General features: G+C 33.6%; 21 protein-coding genes and 1 tRNA gene. 2 read left to right on the forward strand and 20 right to left on the reverse strand.

Annotated elements, in window-relative coordinates; translation table 11 throughout:
* Positions 1–19 precede the first annotated feature (19 nt).
* The 8 genes from ACZM4J_RS01475 to nifS all read right to left on the reverse strand — a co-directional run bounded on the left by ACZM4J_RS01475 (position 20) and on the right by nifS (position 9,539).
* Entirely contained in the window at positions 20–970 is a 951-nt protein-coding gene (locus tag ACZM4J_RS01475; protein WP_022165381.1) for an L-lactate dehydrogenase, read from the reverse strand.
* A 116-nt stretch (positions 971–1,086) separates the two neighbouring features.
* A complete protein-coding gene (locus ACZM4J_RS01480; RefSeq protein ID WP_117998815.1) occupies positions 1,087–2,259 on the reverse strand; it encodes a M20 family metallopeptidase in 1,173 nt (390 codons plus the stop codon).
* Positions 2,260–2,575: 316 nt separating this feature from the next.
* On the reverse strand, positions 2,576–3,865 hold the full coding sequence (locus ACZM4J_RS01485; RefSeq protein ID WP_302689904.1) for an O-acetylhomoserine aminocarboxypropyltransferase/cysteine synthase family protein: 1,290 nt from the start codon (positions 3,863–3,865) through the stop codon (positions 2,576–2,578).
* Between the two features lie 200 nt (positions 3,866–4,065).
* Positions 4,066–4,998, reverse strand: a complete 933-nt coding sequence (cysK, locus tag ACZM4J_RS01490; protein ID WP_022164646.1) for a cysteine synthase A — start codon at positions 4,996–4,998, stop codon at positions 4,066–4,068.
* A 586-nt stretch (positions 4,999–5,584) separates the two neighbouring features.
* Positions 5,585–6,673, reverse strand: a complete 1,089-nt coding sequence (gene mnmA, locus ACZM4J_RS01495; protein WP_428244816.1) for a tRNA 2-thiouridine(34) synthase MnmA — start codon at positions 6,671–6,673, stop codon at positions 5,585–5,587.
* 94 nt (positions 6,674–6,767) lie between these two features.
* Positions 6,768–7,682, reverse strand: a complete 915-nt coding sequence (nadA, locus tag ACZM4J_RS01500) for a quinolinate synthase NadA (protein ID WP_022164754.1) — start codon at positions 7,680–7,682, stop codon at positions 6,768–6,770.
* A gap of 226 nt (positions 7,683–7,908) precedes the next feature.
* Entirely contained in the window at positions 7,909–8,295 is a 387-nt protein-coding gene (gene nifU / locus ACZM4J_RS01505) for a Fe-S cluster assembly scaffold protein NifU (RefSeq protein ID WP_022164753.1), read from the reverse strand.
* Between the two features lie 62 nt (positions 8,296–8,357).
* Entirely contained in the window at positions 8,358–9,539 is a 1,182-nt protein-coding gene (nifS, locus tag ACZM4J_RS01510; protein WP_022164752.1) for a cysteine desulfurase NifS, read from the reverse strand.
* A 477-nt stretch (positions 9,540–10,016) separates the two neighbouring features.
* Here nifS and ACZM4J_RS01515 point away from each other — a divergent pair, with 477 nt between their 5' ends.
* Complete coding sequence (locus ACZM4J_RS01515) at positions 10,017–10,754, forward strand: cell wall hydrolase (protein ID WP_022164751.1); 738 nt, start codon at positions 10,017–10,019, stop codon at positions 10,752–10,754.
* A 77-nt stretch (positions 10,755–10,831) separates the two neighbouring features.
* Here ACZM4J_RS01515 and ACZM4J_RS01520 read toward each other — a convergent pair whose 3' ends face one another.
* A complete protein-coding gene (locus ACZM4J_RS01520) occupies positions 10,832–11,242 on the reverse strand; it encodes an RrF2 family transcriptional regulator (RefSeq protein WP_022164750.1) in 411 nt (136 codons plus the stop codon).
* A 167-nt stretch (positions 11,243–11,409) separates the two neighbouring features.
* The gene (locus ACZM4J_RS01525) at positions 11,410–11,946 is read right to left on the reverse strand and encodes a phosphatase PAP2 family protein (RefSeq protein ID WP_022164749.1); all 537 of its coding nucleotides are present in this window, start codon (positions 11,944–11,946) and stop codon (positions 11,410–11,412) included.
* Positions 11,947–12,281: 335 nt separating this feature from the next.
* Between ACZM4J_RS01525 and ACZM4J_RS01530 the strand changes: the two genes are divergently transcribed.
* A tRNA-Gly gene (locus ACZM4J_RS01530) sits at positions 12,282–12,353 on the forward strand.
* A 121-nt stretch (positions 12,354–12,474) separates the two neighbouring features.
* On the opposite strand, the gene ACZM4J_RS01535 is transcribed toward ACZM4J_RS01530, so the two are convergent.
* The 10 genes from ACZM4J_RS01535 to ACZM4J_RS01580 form a co-directional block, all read right to left on the reverse strand.
* Positions 12,475–13,179, reverse strand: a complete 705-nt coding sequence (locus ACZM4J_RS01535) for a C39 family peptidase (RefSeq protein WP_489485485.1) — start codon at positions 13,177–13,179, stop codon at positions 12,475–12,477.
* 3 nt (positions 13,180–13,182) lie between these two features.
* Complete coding sequence (locus ACZM4J_RS01540; RefSeq protein WP_290988374.1) at positions 13,183–13,485, reverse strand: hypothetical protein; 303 nt, start codon at positions 13,483–13,485, stop codon at positions 13,183–13,185.
* A 5-nt stretch (positions 13,486–13,490) separates the two neighbouring features.
* The gene (locus ACZM4J_RS01545) at positions 13,491–13,952 is read right to left on the reverse strand and encodes a phage holin family protein (protein ID WP_299055372.1); all 462 of its coding nucleotides are present in this window, start codon (positions 13,950–13,952) and stop codon (positions 13,491–13,493) included.
* Positions 13,953–14,047: 95 nt separating this feature from the next.
* Positions 14,048–14,362 (reverse strand): hypothetical protein, encoded by a 315-nt coding sequence (locus ACZM4J_RS01550; protein WP_489485487.1) that lies wholly within the window; start codon positions 14,360–14,362, stop codon positions 14,048–14,050.
* Positions 14,363–14,387: 25 nt separating this feature from the next.
* Positions 14,388–15,329, reverse strand: coding sequence for a pyocin knob domain-containing protein (locus ACZM4J_RS01555; protein ID WP_489485489.1), 942 nt, complete (start codon positions 15,327–15,329; stop codon positions 14,388–14,390).
* A 15-nt stretch (positions 15,330–15,344) separates the two neighbouring features.
* Positions 15,345–16,169: a hypothetical protein gene (locus ACZM4J_RS01560; protein ID WP_489485490.1), complete on the reverse strand. Its 825-nt coding sequence runs from the start codon at positions 16,167–16,169 to the stop codon at positions 15,345–15,347.
* Positions 16,170–16,634, reverse strand: a complete 465-nt coding sequence (locus ACZM4J_RS01565) for a hypothetical protein (protein WP_489485492.1) — start codon at positions 16,632–16,634, stop codon at positions 16,170–16,172. It abuts the gene before it with no gap.
* A 14-nt stretch (positions 16,635–16,648) separates the two neighbouring features.
* A complete protein-coding gene (locus tag ACZM4J_RS01570) occupies positions 16,649–17,179 on the reverse strand; it encodes a hypothetical protein (protein ID WP_489485493.1) in 531 nt (176 codons plus the stop codon).
* A 3-nt stretch (positions 17,180–17,182) separates the two neighbouring features.
* A complete protein-coding gene (locus ACZM4J_RS01575) occupies positions 17,183–17,482 on the reverse strand; it encodes a hypothetical protein (protein WP_489485495.1) in 300 nt (99 codons plus the stop codon).
* 2 nt (positions 17,483–17,484) lie between these two features.
* Positions 17,485–18,532, reverse strand: a 1,048-nt coding sequence (locus ACZM4J_RS01580) for a hypothetical protein (RefSeq protein ID WP_489485497.1), incomplete at its 5' end; no start/stop codon positions are given.

An 18,532-nucleotide genomic window follows, 5' to 3' on the forward strand; every position in this document is an offset into this window, starting at 1 on the left:
CTTCTTTCTGTTTTTAACTTTAAATAGTCTCTGCCATTTTTATGTGCTCTCTTATAATATCACAGGATTTTGCAAACTGCTTATTTTCCTCTTCTGTTAAATGAAGCTCCACTACACTTTCAATGCCATTTCTACCAATGATACATGGCACTCCTGCGTGAACATTTTTCTGACCGTATTCCCCTTCAAGTAAAGTTGATGCAGGAAGTATTCTGTGTTCATTTGTTAAAACAGCCTTTGCCATATCAGCAAGTGCCGCACCTATGCCAAATTCAGTTGAACCTTTTCCGTTAATAATATCCATTCCACGCATATGTGTGCCTTCAACTACTTTTTCTTCAGAAAATTCTTTTACTCTTCCCTTATTTTCTGATACAAATTCTTTATAAGGCTTTCCAAATATTGTCATGTGAGAAAAAGGAACCATTGATGAATCGCCATGTTCTCCCATTGCAAAAGCTAGAACGCTTCTTGGATCTACATTACATAAATCTGCAACGGTTCTTCTTGTTCTGGCTGTGTCTAATGATGTACCTGTGCTAAATACCTGATTTTTAGGCAAATCAAGCCCTTTTCTTACATAATCAGCTATTATGTCGGCAGGATTAGTAATTGTAATTACAATACCATTTATTTTCACTTGCTTTAAGTTTTCCACAACATCCTTAATACATTCAACTGATGCCCCTAATGTATCAAGTCTTGTCTGGCCCGGTAGCCTTGGTACTCCTGCTGCAATTACAATAATATCTGCATCTTCACAATCTTTGTAATCTCCAACTCTTATAACCGGTGCCGACTGTAAAAATGCCACACTGTCAGCTAAATCCATTGCCTGACTTTTTTCTTTTTCCTTATCTCTGTCAATAAAAACTATCTCGTCACATATATTTTGAAAACTCAGTGCTGCTGCACAATGAGTTCCCACGTGACCTGCTCCTATAATAACTATTCTTCTATTTGATAACATGATATCGTCTCCTTTGTGTCTGTTGCTTTTCCAAAAACTATACCCTCAATAACTCCTGCTGATATTGAAAACAGCATAAATTTTATCATTCTAATTACTTCTTTTTTTGTTATTCATTAATTTTCTCCCAGCCATCTTGTTGCCAAGTGAGCCATAACCGAGGCTCCTATAGGGCAAACTTCTTCATTAAACTTTACTTTTGGATGATGAACAGGATAATCACCTCTCTCATCCATAAAACCTGCCGAAATATATAAATACGTGCTTGGTATCTGTTCAGCTATTACTGCAAAATCGTCTGAAGCACTAGCTGTAACATCAGGATACGGTATCATTTCAGGGCCGTTAATTTCTTTAATATACTTGACAAACTCTTCCGTAAGTTTGCTATCGCATGTTATTGTAGGCACTTCATATATCATTTCAATACTTGCACTGCCACCATAAACTTCTGCAGTTTTTTCTGCTACTTCTTTTATTCTGTTAACAATTTTTTCTCTCATTTTGCTATCGTTTGTTCGAAGAGTGCCTTCTAAAACTGCTGTTTCAGGTATAATGTTTGCTGCTGTACCTGCCTGAAATTTTCCAACTGTCAAAGCAACTGCTTTTGAAGGATCACTTTCTCTTGCAACTAACTCCTGTAATGCCAAATGAATGTGTGCCCCAATGTTGATTGGATCTATTCCCACATGAGGATATGCCCCATGAGAACCTTTTCCCTTAGCAGTGATTTTAAAGCCGTCAACTGAATACATCATTGTATCTTTGCTGTTATACATATAAGTTCCAATTGGGATTCTACCAACTACCACATGAGTTGCAAGTGCTACATCCGGTTTTGGATTTTTAAGCAAACCATTTTCTACCATGTCCTTGCTACCTTCAAAAATTTCTTCTGCCGGCTGGAACATAAACTTAACAGTTCCCTTTAGTTCTTTTTCGTTTTCTTTTAACATTCTTGCTGCTGTTAATAACATGGCTGCATGAAAATCATGGCCGCAACAATGTGCCGCATTTTTATTTTTGCTGGCAAAACTTTCGCCACTTTCCTCAGTCATTGGAAGGGCATCCATATCTGCTCTTAGTAAAATAACTTTTCCACCTCTACCTACTGTTGCGGTTACACCATGGCCACACTTTTCAGGTTTTAAGCCATACTCTTCTAACTTCTTCATTATATATTCAACTGTGTTTGGAAGTTCCAAACCTACTTCTGCATTTTCGTGTATATAACGTCTGTTAGCTACTGTGTCATCGTTTAATTCTACTGCTCTTTTATAATAATCCATATACAACCTCGCAATATATTTATTTAATTTTTACTACTTAATTTGTTCAATTTTCATTAATTTATTTATAAAATCATCGTGTCTAAAGTTCTTATTCTAACTGTCCTCTAATATGAATGAACTTAACCTTAGCACACACGAAATAATTTTCGCGAAACAAATATTAATACCTATAACGATTTTATATTATTTATTTTAAAAATCAAGTACACATTCATTTATATGGTACTTATAATATTTTTAAAAAAATCAAGGCAGACATAAACGGTTTCCCGTCTATGCCTGCCTATATATTTTCAATCAATTGTTATGTTAATTACTGAAGTGCCTTAAATGCTTCATCTAAGTCTTCAATAATATCATCAATGTTTTCTGTACCAATTGATAATCTGATTGTGTTTGGATTAATGTTCTGTTCTGCTAATTCTTCAGCTGTGCACTGGCTATGTGTTGTTGTTGCAGGATGAATTACTAATGACTTAACATCTGCAACGTTAGCAAGTAATGAGAATAACTGAAGATTATCAATAAACTTATGAGCTTCTTCCTGACCACCCTTGATATCGAAAGTAAAGATACTTGCCCCACCATTTGGGAAATATTTTTCATATAACCCATGATCTGGGTGATCTGGTAATGATGGATGATTTACTTTTTCAACTAATGGATGATTTGATAAATATTCAACAACCTTTTTAGTGTTTTCGTTATGTCTTTCAATTCTAAGAGATAATGTTTCTGTACCCTGAAGTAATAAGAACGCATTAAATGGTGAAATTGTTGCACCTGTATCTCTAAGTAAAATTGCTCTAATGTATGTTGCAAAAGCTGCAGGACCTGCTGCTTCTGTAAATCTTACGCCATGGTAACTTGGGTTTGGTTCTGAAATTCCAGGATATCTTCCGCTTGCAGCCCAATCAAATGTACCACCGTCAACGATTACACCACCAAGTGATGTTCCATGACCACCGATGAACTTAGTTGCTGAATGAACAACAATGTCTGCTCCATGTTCGATTGGTCGAATAAGGTATGGTGTACCAAATGTGTTATCAACTACTACAGGAAGTCCATGCTTATGTGCAATTTCAGCGATAGCATCAAGATCAGGAATATCACTGTTAGGGTTTCCTAATGTTTCAAGGTAGATAGCCTTTGTATTTTCCTGAATTGCTCCTTCAACTTCTTCTAAGTTATGAGCATCTACAAATGTAGCTGTGATACCATAGTTTGGTAATGTATGTGCTAAAAGGTTTGATGTACCACCATAAATTGTCTTCTGGGCAACAATATGTTCGCCTGCTCCTGCTAAAGCCTGAATTGTGTATGAAATTGCTGCTGCACCTGATGCAACTGCAAGACCCGCCACACCACCTTCAAGTTTTGCGATTCTGTCTTCGAATACACCCTGTGTTGAGTTTGTTAATCTACCATAAATGTTACCTGCATCAGCTAATCCAAATCTTGCTGCTGCATGTGCTGAGTTCTTAAATACATAAGATGTTGTCTGGTAAATTGGTACTGCTCTTGAATCTGTTGCTGGATCCGGCTGTTCCTGTCCTACGTGTAACTGTAATGTTTCAAATTTATAATTTCTTTCGCTCATTTTTAAATCTCCTATTTGTTTTTTCTTGTTTATTATACTTAATATAATTTCTTATTCAATTATATTTTGCTCTTTATTTTGCACTATATTTTTGCTAAAATCAGTGCTTTTATCTAGCTTTACATTAACTGTCATTATAAAGCCATGTTTTCTTTCGTTATTCTATCTTTGTTTTATTTTTTTATATTTCTATTTAATTTCTACTGGAATAAAGCCGTGCTGTAGTATCTGTCTCCTGAGTCAGGAAGTAATGCTACAATAGTTTTTCCTTTGTTTTCAGATCTCTTTGCAAGTTCCTTTGCTGCAAATAATGCTGCACCTGATGAAATACCAACTAAAACACCTTCTGTTTTCGCAATTGCCTTACCTGTTTCAAAAGAATCTTCATTTGATACAGGAATAATTTCATCATAGATTTCAGTATTAAGTACATCAGGAACAAATCCTGCACCAATACCCTGAATCTTATGTGCTCCAGCTTTGCCTTCTGAAAGAACAGGACTGTCTTTGGGTTCTACTGCAACAATTTTTACGTTAGGGTTCTTTGATTTCAAATATTCACCTACACCTGTAACAGTACCACCTGTACCAACGCCTGCAACAAAAATGTCAACCTTACCATCTGTGTCTTCCCAAATTTCAGGTCCTGTTGTTAATCTATGAACCTTAGGATTTGAAGGATTTACAAACTGTCCAAGAATTACTGAACCAGGAGTTGCTTCCTTTAACTCTTCAGCCTTAGCAATTGCGCCCTTCATTCCCTTTGCTCCGTCTGTTAAAACAATTTCAGCACCGTATGCTTTAATAATGTTTCTTCTTTCAATACTCATTGTTTCAGGAATTGTAATTACTACTTTGTATCCCTTTGATGCGGCAACTGCTGCAATACCAATACCTGTGTTTCCTGATGTTGGCTCAATTAAAGTTGCTCCTGGTTTAATCTGTCCGCTCTCTTCTAAATCTTCAATCATCTGAAGAGCAACTCTGTCCTTAACACTTCCTGCAGGATTTAAATATTCAAGCTTTGCTAAAATGCTTGCGTCCTTAACTCCTACGCTTTCCTGATATTTATTTAATTTAAGTAGTGGTGTCTTACCAACTAACTCTGATGCACTTTCGTAAACTTTTGCCATTTTTGTTTCCTCCAATTTTTTTTATAAAACTTTAATTCAATAATTTGATATTTCCTTTAGCTTTCTTTTGGCTTACATTTAATTGGCTCATCGGTAATCTCAAATCATTACTTCTTATTATATATTAACTGCACATTCGTGCCTTTGCATTTCCTATGTAACTTCTGACACAACAGTATGTTTTTCTCATTTTGTAATTATACGCTGTCTTTGTCTTGTTCATTACCTTACTCCTTTTTAATTCCTTGTTATAAGAAATGTTTTATTTCCTATATGTTTAGTAGGTTTTGTTTACAATAGGAATGATACAACTTATTTCCTACAATGTCAATAGGAAATATTAGCTTTTTTAAAAAAATATTTATTGTATATATATTTAGTATGTTTTAAGATGTTTTTTATATTTTCTATTTTACTATATTGTATCATATGTTAAAACACCAATTATTTTGTAAAAAAGCAACTTCTACTTAAAACTGTTCTTCTTACTAAACTTTATGTTTTTGTAAAAAATAGTTTAAATAGAAATTGCTTTTTTGTTCATATATTATATTTTGGGTGTTAGCCTTAATCTTAATTGATAAATTTATACCTGGCTGTTCATTGATTTCACTATGGCACCGCCACCTAAAACAACATCGCCGTTATATAAAACAACTGACTGACCTTTTGTAATGGCTCTGATTGGTTCATCAAATGTAACTTTTACGTCACCATTTTCTAAAACTTCTGCTGTTCCTTCTGTTAATGGCTGATGGTATCTTGTTCGACCACTGATTCTTATAGGCTCTGTTGGAGTTTCACCTGAAATCCAGTTAAAATCAGATGCAATTAACTGATTAGCAAACAAGTCTTTATTTCTACCAACTACAACTTCATTTGTTTCCGGTCTGATTTCTAATACATAATGTTTTCCATCACGATTAACATTAATTCCTTTTCTCTGACCTACTGTATATCTGTAATAACCATTGTGATGGCCAATTACTTTTCCATTAATATCAAGGAAATTACCTCTGCCAACTTTTTCATGAGTATATTCTTCTATAAACTTCATGTGATTACCGTCAGGAATAAAACAAATATCCTGACTATCGTGTTTGTTGGCGTTAATTAGTTCATGCTCTTCTGCAATCTTTCTGATTTCGTCTTTTGTATATTCCCCTAAAGGAAACATTGTTCTGCTTAATTCTTCCTGAGTCATGTAATAAAGAACATAACTTTGGTCTTTTGAGTCATCTATACCTTTAAGAAGTTCGTACTTACCTGTCTCTTCGTTAAATCTGATTCTTGCATAATGACCTGTTACGATAACGTCACAGCCTAACTCTTTGGCTCTTCTGTCTAACTCGTCAAATTTCAAATATCTGTTACAGTCAATACATGGATTAGGTGTCATACCGCATTTATAGCAATTAACAAACTTATCCATTACCTTTTCTCTAAACTGTGCCTTGAAATTGAAAACATAATATGGAAATCCTTCTTGAAAAGCAATACTTCTTGCATCTTCAATATCACTTAATGAACAACATGTTTTTTCATTAGAAATATTAATATCCTCGTTGTCGTAAAGCTTCATTGTAACGCCTATTGGATCATATCCTTTTTCTTTCATAAAAACTGCTGCAACGCTGCTGTCAACACCGCCACTCATAGCTATTAATGCTTTCATATTTTCCTCCTAAATTTTCTATAGGATTTTGATAATAACATAAGGCTGAAAATACATTTCAGCCTTATACTCATTATTTTAATTTAATTTTAATTTATCCCATTTCAATCATTTTGTCGATACATTTCTTCGCTTTAATTCTTGTATCTTCATCCATTTCAATTACATCACCACTAACACCCTTACAACAGTTTAAAACATCTGTTAAAGTTGTTGCCTTCATATTGTGGCATACACAATCTTTTGACAATGGATGGAAAATCTTATCTGTACATTCCATCTGTAAATGAGTTACGATAGAATTCTCTGTACCAATAATAAATTCCTTATGATCACTTTTTCTTGCATAATTCATAATTCCTGTTGTTGAGCCAACATAATCAGCAAGTTCAACAATTTCAGGTTTACACTCAGGATGAACTAACAACTGTGCGTTAGGCCATTTTTCTTTTGCCTTCTTCACATCTTCCTTACTCATTCTTGCATGAGTTGGACAACCACCTGAAAGTAACTTGAATTCTTTATCAGGAATCTGCTGTGAAACCCAATCACCTAAATTACAATCCGGTATAAATAAAATCTTGTCACTTTCAATCTTATTACAAATTGTAACTGCTGAAGATGATGTTACGCAAACATCGCATATTGTCTTCAACTCACTTGTTGTATTAATGTAAGCTACAACTGTGTAATCCGGATAACTTTTCTTAACCTGTTCGATTAAGTCCTTGTCCATCATTTCTGCCATTGGGCAACCTGCATCAGCATTTGACAAAATAACTTTCTTATCAGGTGATAAAATTTTAACTGTTTCAGCCATGAATCTAACGCCACACATAATAACTGTTTTTGCATCAGTTTTTGCCGCTTCAACAGAAAGTCCAAAACTGTCACCTGTAAAATCTGCCACTTCTAAAATTTCAGGATTCTGATAACAATGGGCTAATATACAAATATCTTTTTCTTTTTTTAACTTAATAATTTCATCTTGAATTTCTTTAATACTCACTTTTCTCTTCCAATCCTTTTTTGTTTTTTAATCTTATGAATTATAAGCTTGTAAAATCAGTCAATCTTCATACTTCAAAACATAGCCAGTGGCATCCTGCACATCACGCCCAATGGGTGTCAGGCATAAATGTGTATCAACCGTATATATTATGCCAGCCTCTGTCTTGACAATCGACTCTTTATTTAATCACACAACAACCTAGAATGCAAGAGAATTAATAAAATTATTTTACTTCTCCAGCTTCTTTTTTCTTCTGATAATCTTCAATAGCTGCCTTAATAGCTTCTTCAGCTAATACTGAACAGTGAAGTTTGTGTGCTGGCAAACCATCTAATGCTTCAGCTACAGCCTTGTTTGTAAGTTCAAGTGCCTGACTTAATGGTTTTCCCTTAATTAATTCTGTTGCCATTGAGCTACTTGCAATAGCTGAACCACATCCAAATGTCTGAAATTTTACATCTGAAATAATATCATTATCTACTTTTATAAATATTTTCATTATATCGCCACATTTAGCGTTTCCTACTTCTCCAACACCGTCTGCGTCGTCGATTGTTCCTACATTTCTAGGATTCATGAAATGATCCATTACTTTCTCACTATATAACATATTAAATCTCCTTTCAATACAAAATTGCTTTTGCATCTAATCACAATATATATTAATGTACTTTATTTGTTGTTCTTTTCTTCCATCATTCTTGACCATACCGGTGAAATACTTCTTAAGTAAGCAACTACTTCTTTTGTTTTTTCAACAATGTAGTCGATTTCTTCTTCTGTATTTTCAGCAGTAATTGTAAGTCTAAGTGAACCATGAGCAATCTCATGAGGTCTTCCTATTGCAAGTAATACATGGCTTGGATCAAGTGAGCCTGATGTACATGCAGAACCTGATGAAGCTGCAATGCCTCTTGCATCTAATAATAATAGAAGAGATTCACCTTCAATACCTTCAAAAATGTAATTTACATTACCTGGAAGTCTCTTCTCATGATCACCATTTAACATTGAATATTCAATTTCTGATAAACCTTTGATCAATCTGTCTCTTAAAGCTGTTTCCTTCTTTGCATTTTCTTCCATATTAGCACAAGCTTCCTGTAAAGCTACTGCCATTCCAACGATTCCAGGAAGATTTTCTGTACCGGCTCTCTTACCTCTTTCCTGAGCGCCACCTTCTATTACATTAGTAAGTGGAACAGTTTTTCTCGCAAATAAAACACCTACACCCTTTGGTCCATGGAATTTGTGACCTGAAATTGAGAGCATGTCTATGTTTAATTCATTTACATCAATCTTAACATGACCTGCTGCCTGAACTGCATCTGTATGGAAAACAACACCATGTTTCTTACAAACTGCACCGATTTCCTTAATTGGCTGTAATGTTCCGATTTCATTGTTGGCAAACATAATTGTAACCAATGCTGTATCTTCTCTAATTGCATTTTCAACATCTTCTACATTAACAACACCGTTTTCAGGCACATCTAATAACGTAATTTCAAATCCTTCTTTTTCTAATTTATTTAAAGTATGAAGAACTGCATGATGTTCAATTTTTGTAGAAATAATATGTTTCTTATTTCTTAATGCACCAAGTTTAGCAGCTGAAATAATTGCCTGATTGTCAGCTTCGCTTCCCCCTGATGTGAAATATATTTCTTTAAAGTCCGCACCAATGCACTTAGCTATATCAACTCTCGCCTGTTCCAAAACTTCCTTAGCCTTCTGTCCAACGCTATGTAAGCTGGATGGATTTCCGTAAGCTTCTTCATTTGTTTTAATCATCGCATCAAGTGCTGATTTACTAATTTTAGTTGTTGCTGCATTATCTGCGTATATATACATAATTCTTTCCTCCTTATTAATTCCTATTAATTTACTAGGAATTATATAACCTTATTCAAAATTTGTAAATACCTTTTCAAAACTTTTTCCTTTGTTTCTTATAGGAATAACCTTTTCTCTATATATTCTACACATTTTTTAATTTTTTACAATTCTTTTCCCAATGTTATATATAAGGTTAATAGGATTTTTTTAATCTTTATTTTTGACATTTTTCTGTAAAATATTCTTAGTGACAAATTATAGTGAAAAATGCCCTAATCTACCCTTGTTTATATATTTATTATAGGTTTGTATAAGGTAAGTTTACTTTGAGCATACCGAAATATCCTCCTAAAATAAGTAAATAATTATTAGGAAATTACTGGAATATGGCATTATTATTACATGAATAACCTTGACAAATTACAAATTTTACGGCATAATTGACATTCGTGAGACAAATGTAATAAATTTGTAACAAATTTGGAGGTTGTTTTGAAAAAGAGATTTTTAAGTTTAGCACTTTTACTTTTTACATCATGTGCAGTAAGCACTATGACTGTTAAAGCGGCTGAACCTACACAGCAGACAACAGTTCAGCAGACAGCATCCACTACTCAAGTAACAGCCACACAAACAGTAAAAGTAAACAAAAATGTAAAAGCATACAAATTACTTAAGATAAAGAGAAAAAAATTGAAGAATTACACAATAACATCAAGCAACCCAAGAGTTGCCACTGTTTCAGCAACAGGTGTTATAAGAGGTGTTAAAAAAGGTTCTTCTGTAGTTACATTGATTTCAAATGCAAATCAGAAAACATACGCTACTATTAATATTAAAGTAAAAAATAATTACACAAAGAAACAGTTAAGATTAATGTCTGCTATTATTTATAGCGAAGCCGGTGCTGAATGTTTCGCCGGAAAAAAGGCTGTTGGTATTGTTATTATGAACCGTGTAAAATCTAAAAGTTATCCAAACTCATTAAATGGTGTTGTTTATCAGCCTTATCAGTTCGGTCCTGTTAGAAATGGTTCATTAAAAAGATCATTAGCATTGTACGATAACAAATCTTTAAATAAAAGTTGTATCACAGCAGCAAAGAGAACTCTTAACGGTGATAAGAATGTAAGATATAAGAAACAGACTATTGATATGTCAAGCTACTTATTCTTTAGTGGATATGTAAGTGGTGCAAGATTATCAATTCAAAGTCATCAATTTAAATAAGCAAAAAAAACATCCAATGGATGTTTTTTTTGTTGCTTATTTTTAGTTTTTTATTCTTAATGTGTCTGATTCTTCTTTTAAGAAATTTTCTTTTCAATTACATCTTCTAAAGTTACACTATCAAGATAATCATTTATAACTGAATCTAATTTCTGCCAAAGGGGAAGTGTTACACACTGCTCTGCTCTTTCGCATGTTTCACCTTCTTCTAAACAGGTAACCGGTGCCAGTGAACCTTCAGCTAATTTGATAATATCACCAACTTTATATTCAGCCGGTGTTTTTGCTAATTTGTATCCACCTGACTTTCCTCTTAAACTATTAACCATACCTCCTTTATGAAGTAGCGAAACTATCATTTCCAAATATTTCATGGAAATCTGCTGTCTTTCTGCCACATCCTTTAAGGAAATATATTTTTCATCTGCATTTTGTGCTAAATCAATCATAACTCTCAATGCATATCTTCCTTTTGTTGAAATCTTCATTTTTCTGCCCTCTTTATATGTTATATATTTTAATGTTTTCTTTTTATATTTATTTTATTAAATATAATGCCTATTTTTCTGCATAATATTTATACCAGCGTCCTTAGTTTTCGAATCTACACTTCTCTTTGCAGTTTCAGGATTATCTCATTTTTTGAATCATTTAATTACTTCTTACTATATATTCTTGCTTCAATAATCTTATTTCCTACATAGTATGTAAACAAGCCTATTATTAAACCAAGCAATGCTCCACCTAACACATCGGTTGGAAAATGCACATATAAATATAGTCTTGAAAATGCTATGATAACTGTAAGTGGTATAACAACTATACCCCATTTTTTCTTATATAAAGTAAGAATTGTTGCCGCAATCACTGAAGCCTGTGTGTGACCTGATGGGAACGAATAATCCTTTGGTATGCTAATAAGCATCTGCCAATCCTTATTAATCCAACATGGTCTTGATCTGGCTACTACATTCTTTAGGATGCCATTTCCTATTATAAGCCCCAGTAACATTCCTATTAAAACTAAAAAGCCTGCTTTACGATGTTTTTTAGTCAATGTTAGGCATACTGCAATTATAATCCAGACAATGCCACCATTTCCAAGTACCGTTATCTTTGGCATCAGCCAGTCCATAAAACTTCCACCAAATATCTTTTGTATACCGTCTAATATGGTCCAATCAATTGCCATAAGCCGACCTCACTTCTCTTTTTTTACAACACTACTATTAAAACACAATCCCCTGCTTTTGTCTATTTTCATTTATATTTTTTCTATTATTTTTATAGGATTTTAGTTTTTGTTTAAATTCAAATCAGAATGTTTAATATTTGCAATTATATTTAATGTATATCATTATGTTAATTTCTGTGTATGTTTTGTATTTGTTTTTTGGTATGATTTATTAGTAAAAATAGTGGTTGTAAATTTTTTTAATTTTTTTTGATTTTTTTGTTGACAAAAGTTAATTCATACTGTATTATATATCTTGCGTGTGACACACAAGACATCACACAGTAATCAATGCGCGAGTGGCTCAGTGGTGGAGCACCTCCTTGCCAAGGAGGGGGCCGCGGGTTCGATCCCCGTCTCGCGCTTCTTTTTTGCCCTTATTTAAAGGGCTTTTCTTGTATTTAAAACCGTTTGCGTTGCATTTTGCGTTGCATAAAATCAAATAAGAAATTTAGGAGCACCATTTATTGATGCTCCTTTTTTAATTTATTTACAAATTTTTGTATTTGCATTGTACACCCAACATTCATATCCCATAATATGATAAAACTTACCCTGAACCTTATCCACTGCAAGTCTCTGACCTTTTTTGAATTTGCCCAGGCTCTTAGTTCTTGCTAAGGCTTTTGGAGCTTTCCTCTTGTGACATTTCTTTGTAGTCTTGATGTACTTGATTGGCTTTTTAATCAAGAATAAATACTTAACGTACTGCTCCCATTTAGCACGAGTTGTTTTTTCGCACTCTTTGGAATCGTTATATGGGTCATAAATATAAATGTGGTCTTTTGTGACTTCACGGACAAATACATAATGACCTGATGTAGTCCATATAGATTTACCCATACAAGCTATTCCAACATATTTGTCTGATTTAATCTTCTTTAAGAAATCTGTTACAACGGCATTGTTTTTCTTTCCATATAAAGAAGTGTAATTAAGCTGTGTTGAATCTGTATATCCATAATGTTTTAATCCTTTTACCATTCCACTGTAGTATGTTCCACTGCCATGACATGAACATCCATTATCTTCCATCCATTTTGCTGTTTTTGCTGGTGTAATAGATGGGACTAAATCATATACTGCATCTGCTATAGATGTTGGGCCACAACCTTGTGCTGAAATTGTTCCCCCGGAATAATAATTCTTGTTCCACTTAGTATCTTTCTGCTTAAAATTCTTATATCCCATAATTTACACCTCACTTTCCATCACTTCAATTCCATATTCTTCTGCACATGTATGCTCAATCTTACATCCTCTGTATTTATCCCAATCTTTACAGAAATATGCAATATCTGCATCTGCCAAAAGTTCCAAGCTCTTTCCTAAAAACCACAATGGCTTTGCATTATGTGGTGCATTTTCAAAAAAGCTGTCAATGATTTCTACCTCTTCATTATGCTTTTCCCTTATTGCTTTAATTGCTTTTTCTCTTTCTGACTTAATCTGCTCATCTGTTTTATCTCTCATTGGCTGACTTATAAATACTTTCATTCTAATTATCCCTCACTTTCTTCATCATCCATATGTATCTTTTCTTCTGTCTGACTTTTTATATTCTTAACTAATGGCATCAGAAAAGATGGTATTTCAACTCCAATATCTACTATGTTTTCTAAAATACTTATCAGTTCATTACATGTAATCCATATTGCCACTATGCAGCTTACCAAAAAAGTAAACGGAAGAGTTATTCCTGCTGTCTGTGATGCATACAAAATCAGTTGGTCTATTACTGCACCTACAACTACCAACAGCCACATTGACACTTTCTTTGCAATTCCCCTAAAGCTCTTGTATGAACTTATGGTTCCATCTTCTCTGTACTTTGCAGCCATTAAGCCTGTTCCATAGTCAATAATGTTACAAAGCACCATTAATAATGTAGGAATGTATAATATTCCTAATATGGAAGACAACATGCTTCCTATTGCTGTTACGATTTCTTTAATGTGTTTCATATTTGTACTCCTTTTCTTTATTTTGTTGTAAAAAAATAAGACCTTATGTTTACGGTCCTAAATGCACTTACTTATAAATTTTCTCTTAATAAAAATTACAATTTTTCTGTAATTTCCTTAACCATTCCATCATTTGAAGGGATTACGTTTTCTATAATTTCGTCAAAATCTACATCTAATGCTGTGAAATAACTTGGAACTAATAAATTATCATATGTATCGTCATAAGTTTTTCCACCATCAGTAGTTTTTCTCAAAACTGACTGAACTCGACTATAAAAACAGATTTTAACTTCGTCTAACATACCCTCAAATACAGTATAAGTATCTTCTGTATACTGATATGTATCTGTATCATTAGGATAGATATACTGAACAGGATATGTCTTTTTGAATACTCTTTTTTTCATCTTAAATTACCTCTTAATTTTAAAATTATGCCACTAAAAAAGTCACATCAAAACTTAAATGTGTATTAATGGGAACAGTTTTGCCACCGCTATAGCTGGCGATTACAACTTTTCCACTTGTATTAACAATCATTAACCAATATTTGCCTGAACCAACATCGCCACAAATATGAAACACTGGATATGAAGGTCTATATCCTGATGGTAATGCAAATATCTTATAAAATGTAGATGTAGCTAATGGGTCTACTACTGCACTATTCACGATAACTCCATGTAAGTCAACAACCTTTCCTACACGTCTATATTTACAACGCTGTCCACTTGCACAGGCTATATTAGAGCCAAAATCTGTAATGTTTTGCCATCCAGTATCATAAGTCTGTCCATTTAATTTCGAAATGCTAACATCTGCATCACCTAAACTTAAGGTTCCTAAACCTGCTGTTATTCTCACATCATAATCAGATGTGCTTGTTGCACTTGCATGAAAATCAATATATTTTCCGACTTCCATTACTCCATCTGCACCAATACTTGGAATTGTTGAAAACACCTGATTAGTTCCGCTGCTTACAGGAAAACCACCCAGCTTCTTTGCATTATTTGCATCTCCGCCCGCTGAATCAGAACCAGCATATTTAGAAATAACAGTATCTGTTAATGCTAAAGTAGCCCAATCACTCCATCCACCGCTGTTGTATCTTTTATACATTTTATTCAAGGCAACATCAGGAATCCAAATCTGAAATACAGTTCCTTCTCCACTTACATACAAAGTTCCCCAGTTAGTTGTAGGGCAGTTCGTACAAGCTGTTGTCTTAATATGATAAATACCTGTATTTGTTAATGTGTTCCAATCAGTAGCTGTAGTTATTACATACTGCCTGATGTACATACTTTTAAGTAAGCCCTGAATTATTCCTAATCCGGTTGAATCTAAAACTTCCATTGTTTCTTTAGCCATAATGCACCTCTTTTCCTACTGTTCAAACAATGCTCTAATTTTATCGGCTGAAATGGAAACTATGGTTACACCTTCTAAAGATTCAACTCTACCTTGTAACGCTTCAATATTATCTGTATTTGTTTTTACCTGCCCATTTGCGAGTTCTTTAACTGCGTTCTTGGCATTTGTTTCAGCAGTATCAGCCTTTGTTTTAGCATCTGTAGCAGCCGCACTAATGGCTTCCTGTTTAGCAGTAGCGATAGCAGCTGTGAAATCTACACTGGCAACCTTAGAATTAATATATTCTACGATTGTTTTTGATTCGCTACCTTCAGGTAATGAACCTACTAATTTAACTAAATTAGCAATATCAGTCTTATTTGTTTGAATAGTCTGATTCATTGCCGACGCATCATTTTCATGTGTTGAAATCCAGGTTGCTATTTCTTTTAAAGTATCATAAGCTTCTGGTGCTTCAGCTATAATTTTAGCTACGGCATCTGCCACCTGTTTAGCAACAGAGCCTTCAGTCTGTGCGTTTCCATTTAATGTTGCTATTGCAGTAGTATTGGCTTCCACATCAGACTTTATTTTTGAATCATCATAAGTGACTGACTTTATCTTGGCTTCTAATTCTGCTTTCACTGACTTAATAAGAGCTCTTACGGAATCTTCCGTATTTTCGTCACCATTTAACTTATCTAAAGCATCGTTAATATTTTTAAGTTCAGTCTTTTTTAATTCATCAATTTTTGTCTGTGCTGTACCTACTGTTTCTTTCTGCTCAAGTAATGCCAGTATCTCTGAATGATAAATTGACAAACCAAGGGCATCTAATACTTCCTTTATTTCTGACATTTATTCTCCTCCTTCCTGTCTGAATAAGTTTTTTATGTAATCTTTTGAAATAACTTCCACTGTTTCTCCTACCTTGACATACTCATTTGAAGACGTATTCCACACAGATATGTTTCTTTCTGCCATATTCACATACAACTCATTATCTTTACCTTTAGACGGTAAAACATAACTCTTAACAAGATTGCACTGTTCCTTTCCTGTAACCTGCACCCACTGATTATCATAAAACCATAGAATTCCTGTTTTTTTCACAAAGCAAAAACAGGTTGAATCTGTTTCATAATCTTCTCTTTCTTCATCTGTTTCAAGAATGTTTATTTTGTTATAGAATGTTCTTTTCCCATTTAAGTCAAGAACAATTCTCCCCTTATCTTTTACAAAAATAAGTTGTCCGTCAGTTATGGATATATCCTGTAGTTTTTTCTGTTCTGCTGCAACTATTGATAACTTATGTTTTTTCATCCATATTTCACTCCTTATACTTCTGTAATGAAAACTGCTGCGCTGTCCTTAACTTCCTGAATTATTTCCTGCTTATCCTCTTCGGTAATGACATAATCCTGACCGTTAAATTTTCCACTGTCCGCATCTTTCCTTATTGATTCCGCTATCTCCTTTGTTTCCTGCATTATTCCTTCCACCTGTTGTCTGAAACTTTCTTCTTCCGGTTCAGGAACTATATCGCCCGGTCTTGCGCGGGGAATAATAGGGATAGTTATTTTCTTTTTAGTTGTTTGCGAATCTTCATTTATATATTGAACATACGCTGTAATTTCCAATCCTTCTGCAATTAAAAAGTCAGGTATGATAACCTGACTTTCCTGAATTATTCTGTTTGAAGTTTTTTCTGAATTACTATTTGAAAACTGTACTTCTGCTCCATCTGGAACATTAATGAATTTTAAAATTTGACCGGTATCATGTTGAAACACCGCTGGTGTTGTGACTTTGATATTGCTGCCAAATTCAATAGAAATAATATTTTCTTCTTTTGATGTACTATTCACTGATTATACACCTCCTAACCTTTCTTTGAGTTTAGCCACTTCATTTTTTACTTCATTAATTTTGTCACGCATATTTTGTCTTTCAATGTGAAGTTGCTCTATATCATATTCTAATTCTTTGCCTATTAAGCTGTTTTCGTAAGATTTAATAATTTTATAATCTGATTCACTTAATATTCTTTCTAAATCAGCCAATTCTTCATTCTTCTGCATTAATTCTTTTTCTACATTCTCATGTTCTTCGATCATTTTTAATTCTTCTTCTGTAGCTTCTCGCTCTAAACCATCTTCAATAATAATCATACTTACTCCTTCTTTGCAGTATATTCGTCCTTTAAGGATGTAACTCCTGACATTGTCTTTTCAAATACAACCGAGTCAATCTGTTCTCTAACTGTAACAGGATTTCCATCAGAATCTGATGACCACTTATCTACACCAAATGTAACCATATCTCCCGGTTCTAAAAAAGGAAGTCCCAGCGAATTTAATTTGAATGGTCTGTAGACTAACGAGCCATACTTTTCAGGAGCATCAATAAACTGGTACAACTGTTCAGCAGACATCCATTTCTTAAAAAGTGGATTCAATGTAAAAGATACTTTATTTGAATTAGAACTTCCGTAAAGCACATTGCTACCATCTTCATCTGTAATATAGCGACCTGTTAAATTAAACTTATCGTCTTCAAGTTCAATATTTTCTATCTCATATATAAAAGATAAATTGATTTTTCCGTTTGGATGATATAACAAATTCTTTGGTTTCCAAAAGTTCTTTAGCACATTGCCTGATAAATCCCATTCCTTCGAAAAAACTTCTCTTGCAGTATATAATGTAGCCTTAAATGTTTTCCAAAATTTCTCATTAACTTTTGAAACAACAATTGAATAAGAATTTGTAATATATTCATTTAGATATATAGTTTGACTTTGCTTTATGTTAATGCCACCTAAACTAATACTTACACCTAACTCTTCTGCTAAATCATTATCAAACTCAAACACAATCTTCCAATCATTGTTTAGTTGTCTGGGTGGTAGGTATTTATGACCTCCTCCAACATTCATAAATTCCAAAACTTCTGCTCCATAATATGGATATGATGATTCTTCATCTATAAAGTGTAGATTACTCAAATCTCTTTGGCACTCATAATACCTTGTTTCATTGTATTCGTTTATGAATTTAACTACATCTCCAGCTTTGTATTCTGTTCCGCTTTCCTTAGAATATTCGCCCTTATAATTTGAATCTTCTACTGCCGATTTTTTAAATATTTCTATATATTTAATTTTTTCATCAACAGGGTCTAAATATCCATCTACTAAATTGCCATTACAAATCCACTGT

It is taken from the genome of Eubacterium sp., from assembly GCF_057858645.1.